The sequence below is a fragment of the Pacificoceanicola niger genome (assembly GCF_048553275.1).
Taxonomy (GTDB): Bacteria; Pseudomonadota; Alphaproteobacteria; order Rhodobacterales; family Rhodobacteraceae; genus Pacificoceanicola.
In genome coordinates, this window is the sequence record NZ_JBLZMW010000008.1 from 56,631 (window position 1) to 71,650 (window position 15,020).

Genomic DNA, 15,020 nt, shown 5'->3' on the forward strand with positions numbered 1-15,020 from the left:
AGGTGCCGGACCTTGACCCAGATCAAAACGGAAAAACCATGCTGAATGACCGAAGCCTTGCGACCTCCCAGCATTGCGACAGCTGCCCGATCCGCCATCGGGCCGTCTGTGCGCGATGCGAGAGCGATGAGCTGGAGCGTCTTGAGGACATCAAGTATTATCGCAAGTTCGAAGCCGGCCAGACCGTTATCTGGTCGGGGGATCGCATGGAATTCGTCGGATCGGTCGTATCGGGAATCGCGACGCTGACGCAAACCATGGAAGATGGTCGCACGCAGATGGTCGGCCTTTTGCTGCCCTCCGATTTTGTCGGACGTCCGGGCCGGGAAACCGCCGCGTATGACGTGGTCGCAACCACCGACCTGGTGATGTGCTGCTTCCGCAAGACGCCTTTCGAAGACATGATGGCGCGCACCCCGCATATCGCTCAACGGCTGCTGGAAATGACACTGGACGAGCTGGATGCGGCGCGGGAATGGATGCTGGTTCTGGGACGCAAGACTGCGCGGGAAAAGATCGCCTCGCTCCTCTCCATCATCGCGCGGCGCGATGCGTCGCTCAACCTCAAGGGGTCCGACGGACCGCTGGTTTTTGACCTCCCCCTTACGCGGGAGGCCATGGCCGATTACCTCGGGCTGACCCTTGAAACCGTCAGCCGCCAGATCTCCGCTTTGAAACGGGACGGCGTGATCGTTCTAGAAGGCAAGCGCCATGTGACCATTCCGGACATGGGGCGCCTGCTCGATGAAGCTGGCGACGATGCCGACGGTGGCGTGTTCGCCTGATCCGGATCAGCCTTGGAATTGCGCGCAGGCCTCTGCGGGTCGGTGGGCGGGCGATGCCGCGCAGGCGGCGAGAGGCGCCCGCCCACCCGGTCGCTTCAATGCGCCATGAAGACCGTCAGGTTGGCCTGTTCCAGCATGTTGCGCGTCGCCCCGCCGAGGATCGCTTCGCGGAAGCGCGAGTGCCCGTAGGCTCCCATGACCACCATTTCGGCGTTCACATCCGTGGCATGGCGCATCAACACATCCGACAGCCGTGGCATCGTCTTCGACAGAACGTCGATCTCCGCCCTTACGCCGTGCCGCACCAGAAACTGTGACAGCATGCCGCCCGGATCAGAGCGGCTCGGCCCATGCTGCGGCGGATCAATGACCACCACATGCACCGCATCGGCGCGGCGCAGGATTGGCAGGGCGGCCCGTACGGCACGCAGCGCTTCAGAGCTTTCGTTCCAGCCGATCACAATGCGCTTTGGGCTTCTCGGAGGATCGACATCGTCGGGCACGACCACCACAGGCACCTGCCCGTCGAACATCGCACCCTCGACAACCGGTTCCAGCTCGACGCCGCGATTGGGTCCGTATGGCTTGGGCAGCACGACAAGGTCCGAAAACCGCGCGTGCGCCGCGACATGGCGTCCAATATCGGCAAGCTGCGCCACGCCATGCACCACGGCCCAGCGCACATCGAACCGGCCAAGGATCTGTTTGACCTGCTGCGCAAGCGCATCGGCTTCGGTCGTGGCACGGTTCAGCGTTTCCTGCAGGACCATCGCGTTGGCCCCGGCATAGTAATACCCGGTCTGCGTGCGATCCACGCCAAGGCACATGACATCGAGATGGGCATCAGCCCCCTGTGCCACCGAAACGGCATGCTCAACGGTGCTTTCGGCCAGATCAGGATCGGTGACGACGGTCAGTATCGTTTTGTAGCTCATGGGAAATCCTCGCGTTTCCTCGGTCACAAGGCAGGGTTGCTCCAAAACAGGCTACAGCCGCTCCAAACGCATCACATTGACACGCATCAAGTGCCAACCGCCAATCCATTGATGCAGATCAAGGTCCTCTTTACCCGAGTATCGCACAACGCCGACAGTCTAATAACCGCCTGCCGGAAATCCGAATCGCGCAGGGAAGACGAAGGGACGAACAATGTCGAATTATATCAAGCTCATCGCGCTTGGTTTGGTGGTGATTTTCGCGATGGTCGCCACCAACTATGCCCGCGATCTGGCTTATCAGGTCCACGCGTTCATCATTCTGCTGGTCGCGGCCGGGCTTTTCATCTGGACACTGCGCAACACCGATGAGGATGTGATCGCAGTGCATCCACAAAACGAATACATGGACGGCGTCGTGCGCGCCGGCGTGATCGCAACCGCCTTCTGGGGTGTCATCGGCTTCCTCGCCGGGACGTTCATCGCAGCGCAGCTTGCGTTTCCGGTGCTCAACTTTGATTGGGCACAGGGCTACGCGAACTTCGGACGCCTGCGCCCGCTGCACACCTCTGCGGTGATTTTCGCCTTTGGCGGCAACGCCCTGATCGCGACGTCCTTCTACGTGGTTCAACGGACTTCGGCGGCGCGCCTCTGGGGCGGCAACGCGGCTTGGTTCGTGTTCTGGGGCTACAACCTGTTCATCGTTCTCGCAGCGACAGGGTACCTTCTGGGTGGCACCCAATCCAAGGAATACGCAGAGCCGGAATGGTACGTCGATCTGTGGCTGACCATCGTCTGGCTGGTCTATCTCGCCGTGTTCGTCGGTACGATCGTGCGCCGCAAGGAGCCGCATATCTACGTCGCCAACTGGTTTTACCTGTCCTTCATCCTGACCGTCGCCATGCTGCACGTGTTCAACAACCTTAGCATTCCGGTTTCGATCTGGGGCAGCAAGTCGGTTCAGGTCTTCTCGGGTGTGCAGGACGCCATGGTCCAGTGGTGGTACGGCCATAATGCCGTGGGCTTCTTCCTGACCGCCGGCTTCCTTGGCATGATGTACTACTTCGTGCCGAAGCAGGCCGAACGTCCGGTGTTCAGCTACAAGTTGTCGATCATTCACTTCTGGGCGCTGATCTTCCTCTATATCTGGGCCGGTCCGCACCACCTGCACTATACCGCGCTGCCTGACTGGGCGTCGACCCTTGGCATGGTGTTCTCCATCGTGCTGTGGATGCCGTCCTGGGGCGGGATGATCAACGGTCTGATGACGCTCTCGGGCGCATGGGACAAGCTGCGCACCGACCCGGTGATCCGCATGATGGTGATCTCCATCGGCTTCTACGGCATGTCGACCTTCGAAGGCCCGATGATGTCGATCCGCGCGGTCAACTCGCTGTCGCACTACACCGACTGGACCATCGGTCACGTCCACTCCGGCGCGCTTGGCTGGAACGGCATGATCACCTTTGGCGCGCTCTACTTCCTCGTGCCGAAGCTCTGGAACCGTCAACGCCTGTACTCGCTCAGCATGGTGTCCTGGCACTTCTGGCTCGCCACCATCGGCATCGTCTTCTACGCCGCCTCCATGTGGGTGACCGGCATCATGGAAGGCCTGTTGTGGCGTGAGGTGGATGCGAACGGCTTCCTCGTGAACTCCTTCGCCGACACCGTCGCCGCAAAGTTCCCGATGTACGTTGTCCGCGCTCTTGGCGGTGGCATGTATGTCGCCGGTGCCCTGATCATGTGCTACAATCTGTGGATGACCGCAAAGCGCTCGCCGGCCGTAGAAGCCAGCACCGCCGCGGCCCATGCCACGCCGGCCGAATAAGGAGGACCGGATCCAATGGCAATTCTAGACAAACACGCCGTCCTCGAGAAGAACGTCACCCTGCTGGCCATCTTTGCCTTCCTCACGGTGACGATCGGGGGGCTGGTGCAGATTGTTCCGCTCTTCTATCTCGACAATACCATCGAAGACGTCGAAGGCATGCGTCCCTACACGCCGCTGGAGCTGGCGGGGCGCGACATCTATATCCGTGAAGGCTGCTATGTCTGTCACAGTCAGATGATCCGCCCGATGCGTGACGAGGTGGAACGCTATGGCCACTACTCTCTGGCGGCGGAGTCGCAGTACGACCATCCGTTCCAGTGGGGGTCCAAACGCACCGGTCCGGACCTCGCCCGCGTCGGCGGCCGCTATTCGGACGAATGGCACGTCGACCACCTGCGCAACCCGCAATCGGTGGTGCCGGAGTCGGTCATGCCCAAGTACGGTTTCCTTGAAACCCGCATGATCGAAGGCGAGTACATAGGTGATCTGATGGCCACCAACGCGTTTGTCGGTGTGCCCTATTCCGACGAGATGATCGAAACCGCCCGCGCCGATTTCGCCGCACAGGCGGACCCGGAGAGCGATTATGACGGTCTCATGGAGCGCTACGGGGAGAACGTGAACGTGCGCAACTTCGATGGACAGCCGGGCATATCGGAGGCGGACGCACTGATCGCCTATCTGCAAATGCTGGGCACCTTGGTCGACTTCTCGACCTTCACCCCTGACGCAAGCCGCTGAGGAGACAGCAGATGGAACACTATTCTTTCCTGCGCCAACTCGCAGACAGCTGGGCGCTTCTGGCGATGTTCGCCTTTTTCCTGGGGATCGTAATCTGGGCCATGCGGCCCGGTTCTTCCTCGGTTCATCAGGACACGGCCAACATTCCCTTTCGCCATGATGATCGCCCTGCGCCCGTCACGGGCGACAAACCAGCCGAATAAGGAGGCCGGGACATGAGTGACAACAAGAACAACGACGATCTCGACTATGAGACGACGGGACACAGCTGGGACGGCATCAAGGAGTACAACAAACCGCTCCCGCGCTGGTGGCTGTATACCTTCTATGCCTGTATCGTCTGGGGCATTGGCTATACCATCGCCTACCCGGCCTGGCCGTTGGTGAATTCGGCGACGGCCGGTGTGCTTGGCTATTCCACGCGCGCCGAGGTCGCAGAGGAGATCGCGGTCGTCGAGGAAGCCAACGCCGCGATCAACGAACGGCTCTCGTCTGTCGAGCTGACCGAGATCGCCGCCGATCCCGAGCTGAACACCTATGCCCGCAACGCAGGCGAGGCCGTGTTCAACAGCTGGTGTGTGCAATGCCACGGACGCGGTGCCAACGGCTCCAGCGAACCGGGTTGGGCAGCCGGCTATCCCAGCCTGCAGGACGACGACTGGCTCTGGGGCGGCACGATCGAGGACATTCACACCACGATCAGCGTCGGTATCCGCCAGCCGTCTGACGAAGACTGGCTGCGGCAATCGCAGATGCCCGCTTTTGGTCGCGACGAGCTGCTTGAGCCCGAGCAGATCGAGCAAGTGGTCAATTACGTCATGACGCTCTCAGGCGCGGAACCCAAGAACGCCGAGATGGCCGCCGCAGGCGAAGAGGTCTTCCTCAACAACTGCGCCTCCTGCCACGGCGAGAATGGTGGCGGTGACCGGATGCAGGGCGCACCGGTGCTGAACGATCAGATCTGGCTCTATGGTGGCAGCTATGACGCCATCCACGAGACGGTCATGAACTCCCGCTATGGCGTCATGCCGAACTGGAACGAGCGCCTCTCCGAAGCCGAGATTCGCGCCGTGGCGACCTATGTCCACGGTCTCGGTGGCGGCGAATAAGATCTGACGTCCCTTCAGATCGCGACGCGGGCCGGGGTAATCTCCGGCCCGTTTTCTATTGGCCCATTGCCCGGCTGCGCCAGATGGAAACATGTATTCGAAATAATATTCAAAAACCTGCGTATGGGTGTGAAGGATTTGATTTGCATCAATGATTCATGCCGGCAAACGCGCGACACTCGTGGCATAGATCAGGGGGCTTCCCCGGATCACATGAAAACCCCGCTCCAAAGGCAGGGTCCTGGCGCCGGTGCTTCGTCCTGTTCGCGCGTTTCCTGAAGCACCGGCGTCCTTTCCTCATCCCGCCCGCCACCACCCCCGACGTTTCAGCAGGCCGAAGCCGGACCTGACGCGCACCAACTGACAGCCCGGATACGGACGCCTTCTACAGGGCCCAACACCGGCGCAATGTCTTGAATGAAGCGCGCTGAGCACCGGACGCGTCATGATCGCCTGCGCAGCGGGATCAAGCTGGCCTTCGTCCCGTCAAGACAGGAACATGGTCACGGTCGCGGGCACAAGTGACACGATCACAAGAACCACGAGCATGACGGCGATGAACGGCAAGGTGGCCGCAAAGATCTGTTCAACCGAGACATCCGGATCATTCAGCGTGTTGTGAACCGTGAAGACCGAAATCCCGAAGGGCGGCGTCAGAAGGCCGATCTCTACCGCAATCACGGTCACGATGCCGAAGTGCATGAGGTCGAGCCCAAGGCCCTGTGCGATCGGCGCAGCAATCGGCACCATGATCAACAGGATCGACGTGCTGTCGAGGATCATTCCCATCAGCAGGATGATCATGGCGTAGAAGAACAGGAACCCCATCGGGCCAAAGCCGGAGCCCGCGACCAGACCCGCGATGGCATTGGGCAGTCCTGCGATGGCCAGCATCCGCGAATAGAAGGATGCTGCGACCAAAAGCAACAGGATGGACACCGAAATCACACCGGTCTGCTTCATCACTTGCCACAATTTGTGCCGATCGAGGCTGCGGCGGGACAGCGCGACGATCAAGGCACCAAATGCGCCGATACCGCCTGCCTCCGTCGGGGTGAAGAACCCGGTGTACAGTCCGCCCAGAACCAGGATGACCAGCAGGACGATGGGCAGCAGTTTGAGAAAAAGCTGTTTCAGCGGCATCGGTGTGAAATCACGGTCCAGCCGTCGCTCGCGCACGGCGTCCGGATCATTCAGCACGAAACCGGGAAAGGCGATCGTGATTCCGATCAGCATGGCGACGAACCCCAGCGCCAGCATCAATCCGGGAATGATGCCCGCAATGAACATTCCGCCGATCGAAACCTCGGCCAGAACGCCGTAGATGATCAGCAACAGCGACGGCGGGATCAACATTCCCAGAACCGACGACCCGGCGACGGTGCCAGCAGAAAACGCGGGGCGATAGCCGTGGCGGGTCATTTCAGGCACCGCGACGCGGGTGAAGACCGCCGCCGAGGCGATCGACACGCCAGTGACCGCGGCAAAGATCGTGTTTGCGGCAACTGTGGCGACGCCAAGACCGCAAATCATCCGGCGCAACAGCTCTTCCGCCACTTCGAAGGTGTCGCGCCCGACATTGGACACGCTGACCAAAAGCCCCATCAAGACAAACAGCGGAATGGTGGCGAACAGGTAGTCGGCAATCCCCGAATAGGCGGTCAGTTCGAGCATCCGAAAGGACAGGTCAATATTGCCGCGAATGATCCAGATCCCGGCAAAAGCCACGCCAAACAATGCATAGGCGATCTGCATCCCCAGCAGCACAAGCGCGATCAACACGGCGATGAGGATGAAGCCGATGGTCAAGGTCGTCATGCCGTGCTCCTGACGCTGCGGATTTCTTTGCGCGCTCTGTAAAGCGCCGCAAGCGCAGCGACTGCGCAGCCAACGACGGTGATGGCGCGGAATGGCCAGGTCGGAATGGTCCAGACCCCCTGCACCCCGAAGAACTCGGCGCTGAGCCAGGCGCTCTGGAATTTCGGCCATGAGGCCCAGAAGACCAGGGCAAAGACAACGGCACCGGCGAGACAGAACAGCGCCTCAAGCCAGGCCACCAACAGAGGGCTGGAGCTCTTCAGACGGCGAACCAGAAAATCGGCGCGGGTCAGACGCTGCTGCAGGATTGCGGCTGGCACCTGCAAGAAGACGATGGCAACGACCCCGCGGGCAGCAATCTCCGATACACCGGTGATGGGCGCATCGAGAAAGTTTCTTCCGATCACATCCGCAACGATCAGGAGCATCAGCGCACCGATGCTGGCCGTGCCGACCGCAGACATGGCCGCCGCAACCGATCCGAGAACCGCGCCATACGGAGATTGCGAAAAGGCCGGAACAAAGCGGTCCTCCTGCAACTCTGATGTGTCTTCATTGCTCATTGCCGGGCGTCCTGCTGCCAAGGGTACGCCCGCCCGATCCCAAGGAGCCCGGCAGGCGCTTTGTTCGTATTGCGCTCTCAGAGACCTTCGTCCCAGTTCCGAAGCGGTGTTGCGCCGCGGTCGCGCAGAGCGTTGAAATAGGCCTTGAGCACAGTCTTGCCCGCATCGCCGGTCTGTTCCAACCACGGTTCAATGATGTTGGGCAGGCCGTTGACCCACTTGGCCTTTTCCGCATCGGACAGCTGGTGGATGGTCAGACCCGCCGCCTGCATTTCGTCCAGCGCGCGTGCCGCCAGATCACCCACGTAATCGCCATGGGCGATCGAGGTTGCCTGGGCTGCCTCGCGGAACGCGGCCTGAACCGGCGCGGGCAATGCGTCGAAGAAGTCCTTGTTCGCGGCAATTCCGCCGAAATACATCGAGCCGATACCGACGCGGGTCAGTTCCGGCGCGACTTCATAGACGCGGGTCGGCAGGATACCCGACGCAAAGGACAGGGTGCCTTCGGTCACGCCGGTCTGGATGTTGGTGTAGTAAGTGGTCAACGCCCCATCGACCGGGGTCGCACCGGTTTCACGCAGCCAGTTGGCCGAGGTGCCCGGCGCGTTCAGCTTGCGGTTCTGCAGGTCCGCCATCGTGTTGACCGGAAAGGTGCCATAGATGTCATAGCTGTCGGTGATCAGCGACGACAGGTGCACCATGCCGTTCTCGGCCCAGCTGTTCTTCAGTTCCGGCAGGTTTTCCGAAAGGTCGTCGAAAATTTCGATGATCATGCGGTGATCTTCGGTCGCGAAAGGCGTGAAATAAGTCACGTTCTGAAGCGGCATGTTCGCGCCTTCCCACACCGTGCCGACCATGCCGACATCGACGATGCCGTCCATGACCGCTTCGCGGGTGTCGGTGAACTTGTAAAGCGTCCCGGCGTAGCTCTCGGCCCAGTTCACCTGATACGCGTTGCCGTTCTCGGCAAGGATCCGGTTCACCTCGGGTTGAAAGGTGTTCTTCATTGCGTAGACCCAGATATTGGCCTCTGGATGCGACGAGCCGATGTTGACGGTGATCTGTTGCTGCGCAAACGCAGCGCCACCGAAGAGAACGGCCGTGGCCGTCGTGAGGGCAGTCAGTTTCATTCGGGTTCCTCCCTTTGATCGGGCGCCGCTCCCCCGGCGCCCTTTGGTTCAGTCTTGTATCTTTCCCAATGCCCGCAGGATACGTTCCGGCGTGAAGGGCATTTCCGTCACCTGCGCCCCAAGCGGGCGCAGGGCATCGTTGATCGCATTCATCACGGCGGCAGGGGCGCCGGCGGTTCCGGCCTCGCCTGCGCCTTTGGCTCCCAATTCGCTTTCCTTGGTGGGCGTTTCCACGTGACCGATCTGCATGTCCGGCATTTCTGCGGCCATCGGCACAAGGTAGTCGGCCATGGAGCCATTGAGCAGCTGGCCATCCTCGTCGTAGTGGATTTCCTCGTAGAGCGCGCCACCAAGGCCCTGTACGATGCCTCCCCGTATCTGCTCATCAACCAGCTGTGGATTGATCACGCGCCCGCAATCCTCAACGCACCAATGTTTGAGCAGGGTCACGACGCCCGTGTCGGTGTCGACCTCCAGGTAAGAGGCCTGAACCCCGTTGGTAAAGGCGAACGGATACTCCATCGTGATGAAGTGCCGGGTCTGAACGAGTTCGCGCGGCAGATCCTTGGGCAAGGTATCGCCCCGGAAGTACACGATCCGCCCCAGTTCTTCGAGCGGCATCCGCACGTCTCCACTGCCCGCGTCAACCACCTGACCATCGCGGATATCCAGGTTTGCCGCATCCGCCTGAAGCATGGCAGCCGCGACCTCAAGAATCGAGCCGCGCAGCGCTCGGGCCGCCTGCAAAGCCGCCTCGCCGCCGATACCCGCGCCGCGCGAGGCCCATGTTCCGCCACCGTAAGGTGTGACCTGCGTGTCGCCGGTCACCACCCGCACGTTCGATGGTTTGACGCCGACCCCTTCGGCCACAATCTGGCTCAGCATCGCCTCGGTGCCCTGCCCCTGCTCTGTCACACCCGAAAGCGCAACGACCGAGCCATCCGGGTCCATTCGAACGGTACAGCCATCCTGCGCCGAGATCCGCGCGCCACCAATGCCGTACATGAAGGGCGACGGGTTGGTGAGTTCGATGAAGCTGGCGATGCCGATACCGCGATGCTTGCCCTGCTTGCTGGCTTCGGCCTGATCGGCGCGCAGCGCGTCGTAGTCCATCATCTCCATCAGCTTGTCCATCGACGCATGATGAGACAGGCCTTCGAACCGCATCTTGGCGGGCGACGTCACCGGATACGCATCGTCGGCATACATGTTGCGCCGCCGGATCTCGACCGGGTCCATGCCGAGTGCGGCCGCTGCCATATCGACCAATCCCTCGGTGATCGCCACGGCGATGGGGTGGCCGACTGCACGGTACTGACAGGTTGGCGCCTTGTTCTGGAACACCACCGTGGTCTGTGCGCGGTAATTGGCGAAATCATACGGGCCGCCGCACAGGTTGACGACCTGATTGCCTTCGATTGCGGAGGTGCGGGGATAGACCGAATAAGGCCCGATCCCGGTCCAGTCATCGACATCCATGGCAAGAATCCTGCCATTTTCATCGACCGCGATCCTGGCCTCGATCTGGTGATCACGGGCATGGATATCCGATGTGTAGCTCTCCAGGCGATCGGCGATGAACTTGACCGGGCGACCCATCACTTTTGCAATGGCGGCTGTCGCCACCTCGTCGGGATAGACGTGTACCTTGATGCCATAGGATCCGCCCACGTCCCCGCAAATCACACGCACACGGCTTTCGGAGATGTCGAGATGCTTGGCAAGGACGGTCTGCATCATATGCGGCGCCTGCGTCGCATGATACGCGGTCATCTGCTGGTCTGCCGGGTTCCAATCGACAAGGATCGAACGCGGCTCCAGCGTGACACCGGTATGACGCGCGGTTCGGAAACTGGCCGATATGACCTTGTGTGCGCCCTCGAACGCCGCGTCGACGTCGCCTTCCTCGTGCAGGCGCTGAAAGGCGAGGTTGTCACCCAATTCGGGATGAATGACCGGTGTGTCCTTGTCCAGTGCGCTCATCGTATCCGTCACGACAGGCAGGTCTTCGTAATCGACCATCACCAGGGATGACGCTTCCTCGGCAGCGGCACGGGTCGTGGCGACAACGGCCACGACCGGTTCCCCGACCCAGCAGGCCCGGTCCACGGCAAGCGGATGTTCGGGCGGCGATTTCAGCCCTTTGAGATGCGCCAGAACAGCGACCCACGGGGTGCAGACCTCGGCCAGATCCTTGCCCGTAAAGATACGCAGGACGCCTTTGACTTTCTTTGCTTCGTCAAGATCAATGGTCCCAATCTTTGCATGCGCCACGGGCGAGCGGGAAAACGCCACGTGCACCATACGCGGCAGAACGATGTCATCGACATAGCGGCCACGACCCTGAACCAGCTTGGCGGCGTTCGGGCGCGGCACGGTCTTGCCTATGTAGGAATTCGGGCGGTCGGGATTGTTGAATGCAATCGTCATGCTTTTGCCTTTCCGGTGCGGCCATGCGCGACGCTTTCGACAGCGTCGATGATGGCTTCGTAACCCGTGCAGCGGCAGTAATTGCCCGACAGGTGCTCGCGGATCTCCGCCCGGCTCGGCACGCCGCCTTTCGACAGCAACTCCTCTGCAGCGACCAGCATGCCCGGCGTGCAAAACCCGCATTGCAATGCGTTGCGCGCCACGAACGCATCCTGCAGGTCCGCGATCGCGTTGGTTTCCGTCAGACCTTCCACGGTCCAGACCTCGGCGCCATCCGCCTGCGCCGCCAGCATCAGACAGCCCCGCACCGCGTCTCCATCCACGCGAATCGTGCAGGCACCGCAAACGCCATGCTCACAACTGGCGTGCGCGCCGGTCAGGCCCAACTGGAGGCGCAGAAAATCAATCATGTGCTGGCCGGCGGGAACACGCGCCTCGACCGGTTCTCCATTGACGGTCAGGGACACGTCCACGCTTTCACGAAACATCCCGGTCATGCCTTGTCTCCTTCCAGGCGCGCGACGGCACGGCGCAGCAGCACACCGGCCAGATGCCGACGATAGGCTGCACTAGCCTGCGTGTCAGACGGCGGATCGATGTCTTCAGCCAGGGCCGCGACGGCGGCTTCGAGGTCACCCGCGTCAAGCGCGACCATTGCCCCGCTTGCCAATACCGGTCTTGGTCCGACCGAAAAAAGTGCGATGCGATGGCCCGCCGCGCGTTTGACAAGACACAACCCGACCAGAGCGTAATCGCCCGAACGGCGCGCGACCTCTTCGAGGATATGAACCTCGTTTTGCTCTGCGATGGGCACCGTGATGGCGGTCAGGATCTCGGTTTCGTCCAGTGCCGTGGTGAAAACCTCTTCAAAGAAATCCTCCGCAGCAATGGTGCGCGGACCGTCCGGCCCTTCTGCATGCATCGTTGCGCCAAGCGCCAGAGCGCAGGCAGGGAATTCCGCCGCCGGATCGGCATGGGCCAGCGCCCCTCCGATTGTGCCACGGTTGCGAATGGCGGCATGGGCAATATGGATGACGGCGTCATTCAAGAGCGGCGCGTGCGCTTTCACCTGCGGATCAGAGCCGACTTTCGCGTGGCGGGTCAGCGCGCCAATCCGAAGCGTGTCGCCCTCGACGGAAATCCCCGAAAGGTCGCTGATCTTCGAGATATCGACCAACAGATCACCAACCGACAGGCGCATGTTCATCGCTGCGATCAAGCTTTGCCCGCCTGCCAGCACACGCCCTTGACCGTCTGAGCCGGCCAGCAAATCAAGCGCATGCCGCACGCTTTCGGCCCGGGCATAACCGCCCGCTGATGCCTTCATGGCGTCCTCCCTTCAATTGTGACCCGCACCTTATTAAGCGCTTGATCAATTGTATTGAGCAGATGATCTTTAAAACTGAGTCGTTGCAAGCAGAAATTTTTGCGACTACCAAAATCCCGAGGGCGCACAATGCACGGACACGTCGACAAACCCGCCAGCGATGGCGACGAGGGCGCCACGCGGAAGCGCCTGCCTCCGGCTGAGCGTCGCCAACAGATCATTGACGAAGCTGTGCGGTTTTTCGCGGAGGTTGGGCTGGACGGAAAGACGCGCGAATTGGCGCGGCGTCTGGGCGTCACACAATCGCTTATTTTCAACTACTTCGCGACCAAGGACGAGCTGATCGAAGCGGTGTATGAAAAAGTCTATATTGGTCGTCTGTCACCCGACTGGCCCGAACGCCTGACAGATCGCAGCGTACCGCTGCGCCAACGCCTTCTTGCCTTTTACAGCGAATACAGCGCCTTGATATTTGAGCGGGACTGGATGCGCATCTTTATGTTCTCGGGGCTTGCCGGCGCATCGCTGAACCAACGCTATCTCGACCATTTGGCGAACGTGATCCTGATGCCTCTCCTGGTTGAAACACAGGCCATGGCGCGCACGGGCACCCTGCCAAAGATGGAAGACGTTTGGAACCTGCATGGCGGCATCGTCTATATCGGCATACGCCAACACATATACCAGATGCCCGAACCGGACAAACCGGAGGACGAAATCGCGCGGGCGATCGAAAAATATCTCCAGTTCTTCGATATCGACACCGAGGACCGATAAACGTCTTTATTCGGTGCCGGACCTTGGAGGGCCGCTTCGCTGTCCCGAACAAAAGATCGGATAGACATGTTTCCGTGACACGCGCCAATGGTTGCCGCATCAGGTCCGGATCGCCCGGTTGATCGCCCAATGCCGAAAACGACGGCCTCACCGTCAGGCACGAACACGCGTCTGGCCGGGATCGCGGATTCCACAAGGGCTCAAGTGCCGCGCTGGGATCGGCCAATTCCCTGCCGCAAAAGAGTGGATGCAGCAGGGCTGCCGATCGCCGGGTGATTACAGCTTGAAGCGGCTTTTGCTCTGCAGCCCGCCCCGCGTCTTGGGGTCAATCGTCCGCCGCGCCGCATCCGCCACGCTTTGTTATCGGATCAAAGCGTCGCACGCTTGGCAGACTGCCGCCCGCGGGGGTGCAGAACGGCAGGTCCTCCTTGCTCCAGCGCAGCTTTGGCAGGGTCTGGCGATCGCGAAACTCCGACGAGGTCCGCGTAGCAGTCATGAAAGTTTTTGCAAAGACGTTGAACAACGGTCTATCCTTTCGTTGATTGATGTATGTGCGTCTATCTATGGTCCATTCCCGGTTTTCGGACGACTCAGCAAAAATTCTGAAATGTAAACTGAACTAACATATGAACTGGACCAGCCTGCCCCCTCTCAGCGCCCTGCGCGCCTTTGCGGCCTATGCCGACACCGGCTCTGTCGAGACCGCCGGGCGGGCGCTCAACGTGACCCACGCCGCCATCAGCCAACAAATGCGCAGCCTAGAGGCACACATGGGCGTGACTTTGCTGAACCGGTCCGGGCGCAAGCTGGTGTTGACCGCCGAGGGCGAGACTCTGGCGCATAGCCTGAATGAAGGCTTTGGTCAGATCGTCCAGACCATCGACGCGCTGACCGGCGCCGACGCGCACAGAGCCTTGCAGATCTCGACCACACCGACCTTCGCCTCGGCCTGGCTCATGCCGCGCATGAGCAGCTTTCGCGCAAAGCACCCGGAAATTGATCTGATGCTGGACCCCACGGCGGCAGTCAAACCGCTCGAACCCGGCGGTATTGATCTCGCCCTGCGCTATGGCTCCGGGGACTGGCCCGGTCTGGAAGCCGAGCTTCTGGTCAGATCGCCCATCGTCGTTGTTGCCTCTCCACGGCTGGTCAGCGGCAAGGAAATCACCAGCCCTGCGGATCTGGAGGACTATCACTGGCTCCAGGAGCTTGGCACCAACGAGGCCAACAATTGGCTGGCCGAGAATGGCGTCACCCGCTCGCCCGGTCACGGCATGACCGCGCTGCCCGGCAACATGATGCTGGAGGCCGCCCGGCAGGATCAGGGCGTGGCCATCGTCGCAGGTGTCTTCGTGGAGGATGATGTGCGCGCCGGGCGGCTCAAAGTGTTGTTTCAGGACGCGCGCAAGAAGGGTTACTATCTGGTTACCCGTCCCGGTGTGCACCGCCCGCCGCTGCGCGATTTCCTGGCCTGGCTGCGCAGGGAAGCGGCGGGCTCCGGAAATGGTGAAGGCCTCCGCGTCCCGAAAAGCTAGATCAAAGATGCAGATATTGATGCAGGTCAAAGAGTCCGA

The 15,020-nt window shown here is 61.1% G+C and carries 15 protein-coding genes; 7 read left to right on the forward strand and 8 right to left on the reverse strand.

What is annotated here, in order from left to right; genetic code table 11:
* Positions 1-38: 38 nt before the first annotated feature.
* A complete protein-coding gene (fnrL, locus tag ACN2XU_RS11780) occupies positions 39-785 on the forward strand; it encodes a transcriptional regulator FnrL (RefSeq protein ID WP_419410640.1) in 747 nt (248 codons plus the stop codon).
* Positions 786-880: 95 nt separating this feature from the next.
* On the opposite strand, the gene ACN2XU_RS11785 is transcribed toward fnrL, so the two are convergent.
* Positions 881-1,720: a universal stress protein gene (locus ACN2XU_RS11785; RefSeq protein ID WP_419410641.1), complete on the reverse strand. Its 840-nt coding sequence runs from the start codon at positions 1,718-1,720 to the stop codon at positions 881-883.
* A 214-nt stretch (positions 1,721-1,934) separates the two neighbouring features.
* On the opposite strand from ACN2XU_RS11785, the gene ccoN reads away from it, so the two are divergent.
* From ccoN to ccoP, 4 genes are read left to right on the forward strand one after another with little or no spacing between them, the layout of a single operon-like run.
* On the forward strand, positions 1,935-3,548 hold the full coding sequence (gene ccoN, locus ACN2XU_RS11790) for a cytochrome-c oxidase, cbb3-type subunit I (RefSeq protein ID WP_419410642.1): 1,614 nt from the start codon (positions 1,935-1,937) through the stop codon (positions 3,546-3,548).
* Between the two features lie 15 nt (positions 3,549-3,563).
* Positions 3,564-4,292, forward strand: coding sequence for a cytochrome-c oxidase, cbb3-type subunit II (ccoO, locus tag ACN2XU_RS11795; protein WP_419410643.1), 729 nt, complete (start codon positions 3,564-3,566; stop codon positions 4,290-4,292).
* 11 nt (positions 4,293-4,303) lie between these two features.
* Entirely contained in the window at positions 4,304-4,495 is a 192-nt protein-coding gene (locus ACN2XU_RS11800; RefSeq protein ID WP_419410644.1) for a cbb3-type cytochrome c oxidase subunit 3, read from the forward strand.
* Positions 4,496-4,507: 12 nt separating this feature from the next.
* Entirely contained in the window at positions 4,508-5,401 is an 894-nt protein-coding gene (ccoP, locus tag ACN2XU_RS11805) for a cytochrome-c oxidase, cbb3-type subunit III (RefSeq protein WP_419410645.1), read from the forward strand.
* 486 nt (positions 5,402-5,887) lie between these two features.
* On the opposite strand, the gene ACN2XU_RS11810 is transcribed toward ccoP, so the two are convergent.
* The 6 genes from ACN2XU_RS11810 to ACN2XU_RS11835 all read right to left on the reverse strand — a co-directional run bounded on the left by ACN2XU_RS11810 (position 5,888) and on the right by ACN2XU_RS11835 (position 12,669).
* Positions 5,888-7,219 carry a TRAP transporter large permease gene (locus ACN2XU_RS11810; protein WP_419410646.1) on the reverse strand — a complete coding sequence of 444 codons (1,332 nt, stop codon included), beginning with the start codon at positions 7,217-7,219 and terminating at the stop codon, positions 5,888-5,890.
* A complete protein-coding gene (locus ACN2XU_RS11815) occupies positions 7,216-7,782 on the reverse strand; it encodes a TRAP transporter small permease subunit (protein ID WP_419410647.1) in 567 nt (188 codons plus the stop codon). Before ACN2XU_RS11815 ends, ACN2XU_RS11810 begins: the two co-directional genes overlap by 4 nt.
* Before the next feature lie 77 nt (positions 7,783-7,859).
* Positions 7,860-8,912: a C4-dicarboxylate TRAP transporter substrate-binding protein gene (locus ACN2XU_RS11820; protein ID WP_419410648.1), complete on the reverse strand. Its 1,053-nt coding sequence runs from the start codon at positions 8,910-8,912 to the stop codon at positions 7,860-7,862.
* A 48-nt stretch (positions 8,913-8,960) separates the two neighbouring features.
* A complete protein-coding gene (locus tag ACN2XU_RS11825) occupies positions 8,961-11,342 on the reverse strand; it encodes a xanthine dehydrogenase family protein molybdopterin-binding subunit (protein ID WP_419410649.1) in 2,382 nt (793 codons plus the stop codon).
* Positions 11,339-11,839, reverse strand: a complete 501-nt coding sequence (locus ACN2XU_RS11830; RefSeq protein WP_419410650.1) for a (2Fe-2S)-binding protein — start codon at positions 11,837-11,839, stop codon at positions 11,339-11,341. Before ACN2XU_RS11830 ends, ACN2XU_RS11825 begins: the two co-directional genes overlap by 4 nt.
* Positions 11,836-12,669 (reverse strand): FAD binding domain-containing protein, encoded by an 834-nt coding sequence (locus ACN2XU_RS11835; protein WP_419410651.1) that lies wholly within the window; start codon positions 12,667-12,669, stop codon positions 11,836-11,838. The genes ACN2XU_RS11830 and ACN2XU_RS11835 overlap by 4 nt, the downstream gene beginning before the upstream one ends.
* A 129-nt stretch (positions 12,670-12,798) precedes the next feature.
* Between ACN2XU_RS11835 and ACN2XU_RS11840 the strand changes: the two genes are divergently transcribed.
* Positions 12,799-13,446 carry a TetR/AcrR family transcriptional regulator gene (locus ACN2XU_RS11840; RefSeq protein ID WP_419410652.1) on the forward strand — a complete coding sequence of 216 codons (648 nt, stop codon included), beginning with the start codon at positions 12,799-12,801 and terminating at the stop codon, positions 13,444-13,446.
* A 325-nt stretch (positions 13,447-13,771) separates the two neighbouring features.
* On the opposite strand, the gene ACN2XU_RS11845 is transcribed toward ACN2XU_RS11840, so the two are convergent.
* Positions 13,772-13,942: a hypothetical protein gene (locus ACN2XU_RS11845; protein ID WP_419410653.1), complete on the reverse strand. Its 171-nt coding sequence runs from the start codon at positions 13,940-13,942 to the stop codon at positions 13,772-13,774.
* A 130-nt stretch (positions 13,943-14,072) separates the two neighbouring features.
* Here ACN2XU_RS11845 and ACN2XU_RS11850 point away from each other — a divergent pair, with 130 nt between their 5' ends.
* On the forward strand, positions 14,073-14,981 hold the full coding sequence (locus tag ACN2XU_RS11850; protein ID WP_419410654.1) for a LysR family transcriptional regulator: 909 nt from the start codon (positions 14,073-14,075) through the stop codon (positions 14,979-14,981).
* Positions 14,982-15,020: the final 39 nt, after the last annotated feature.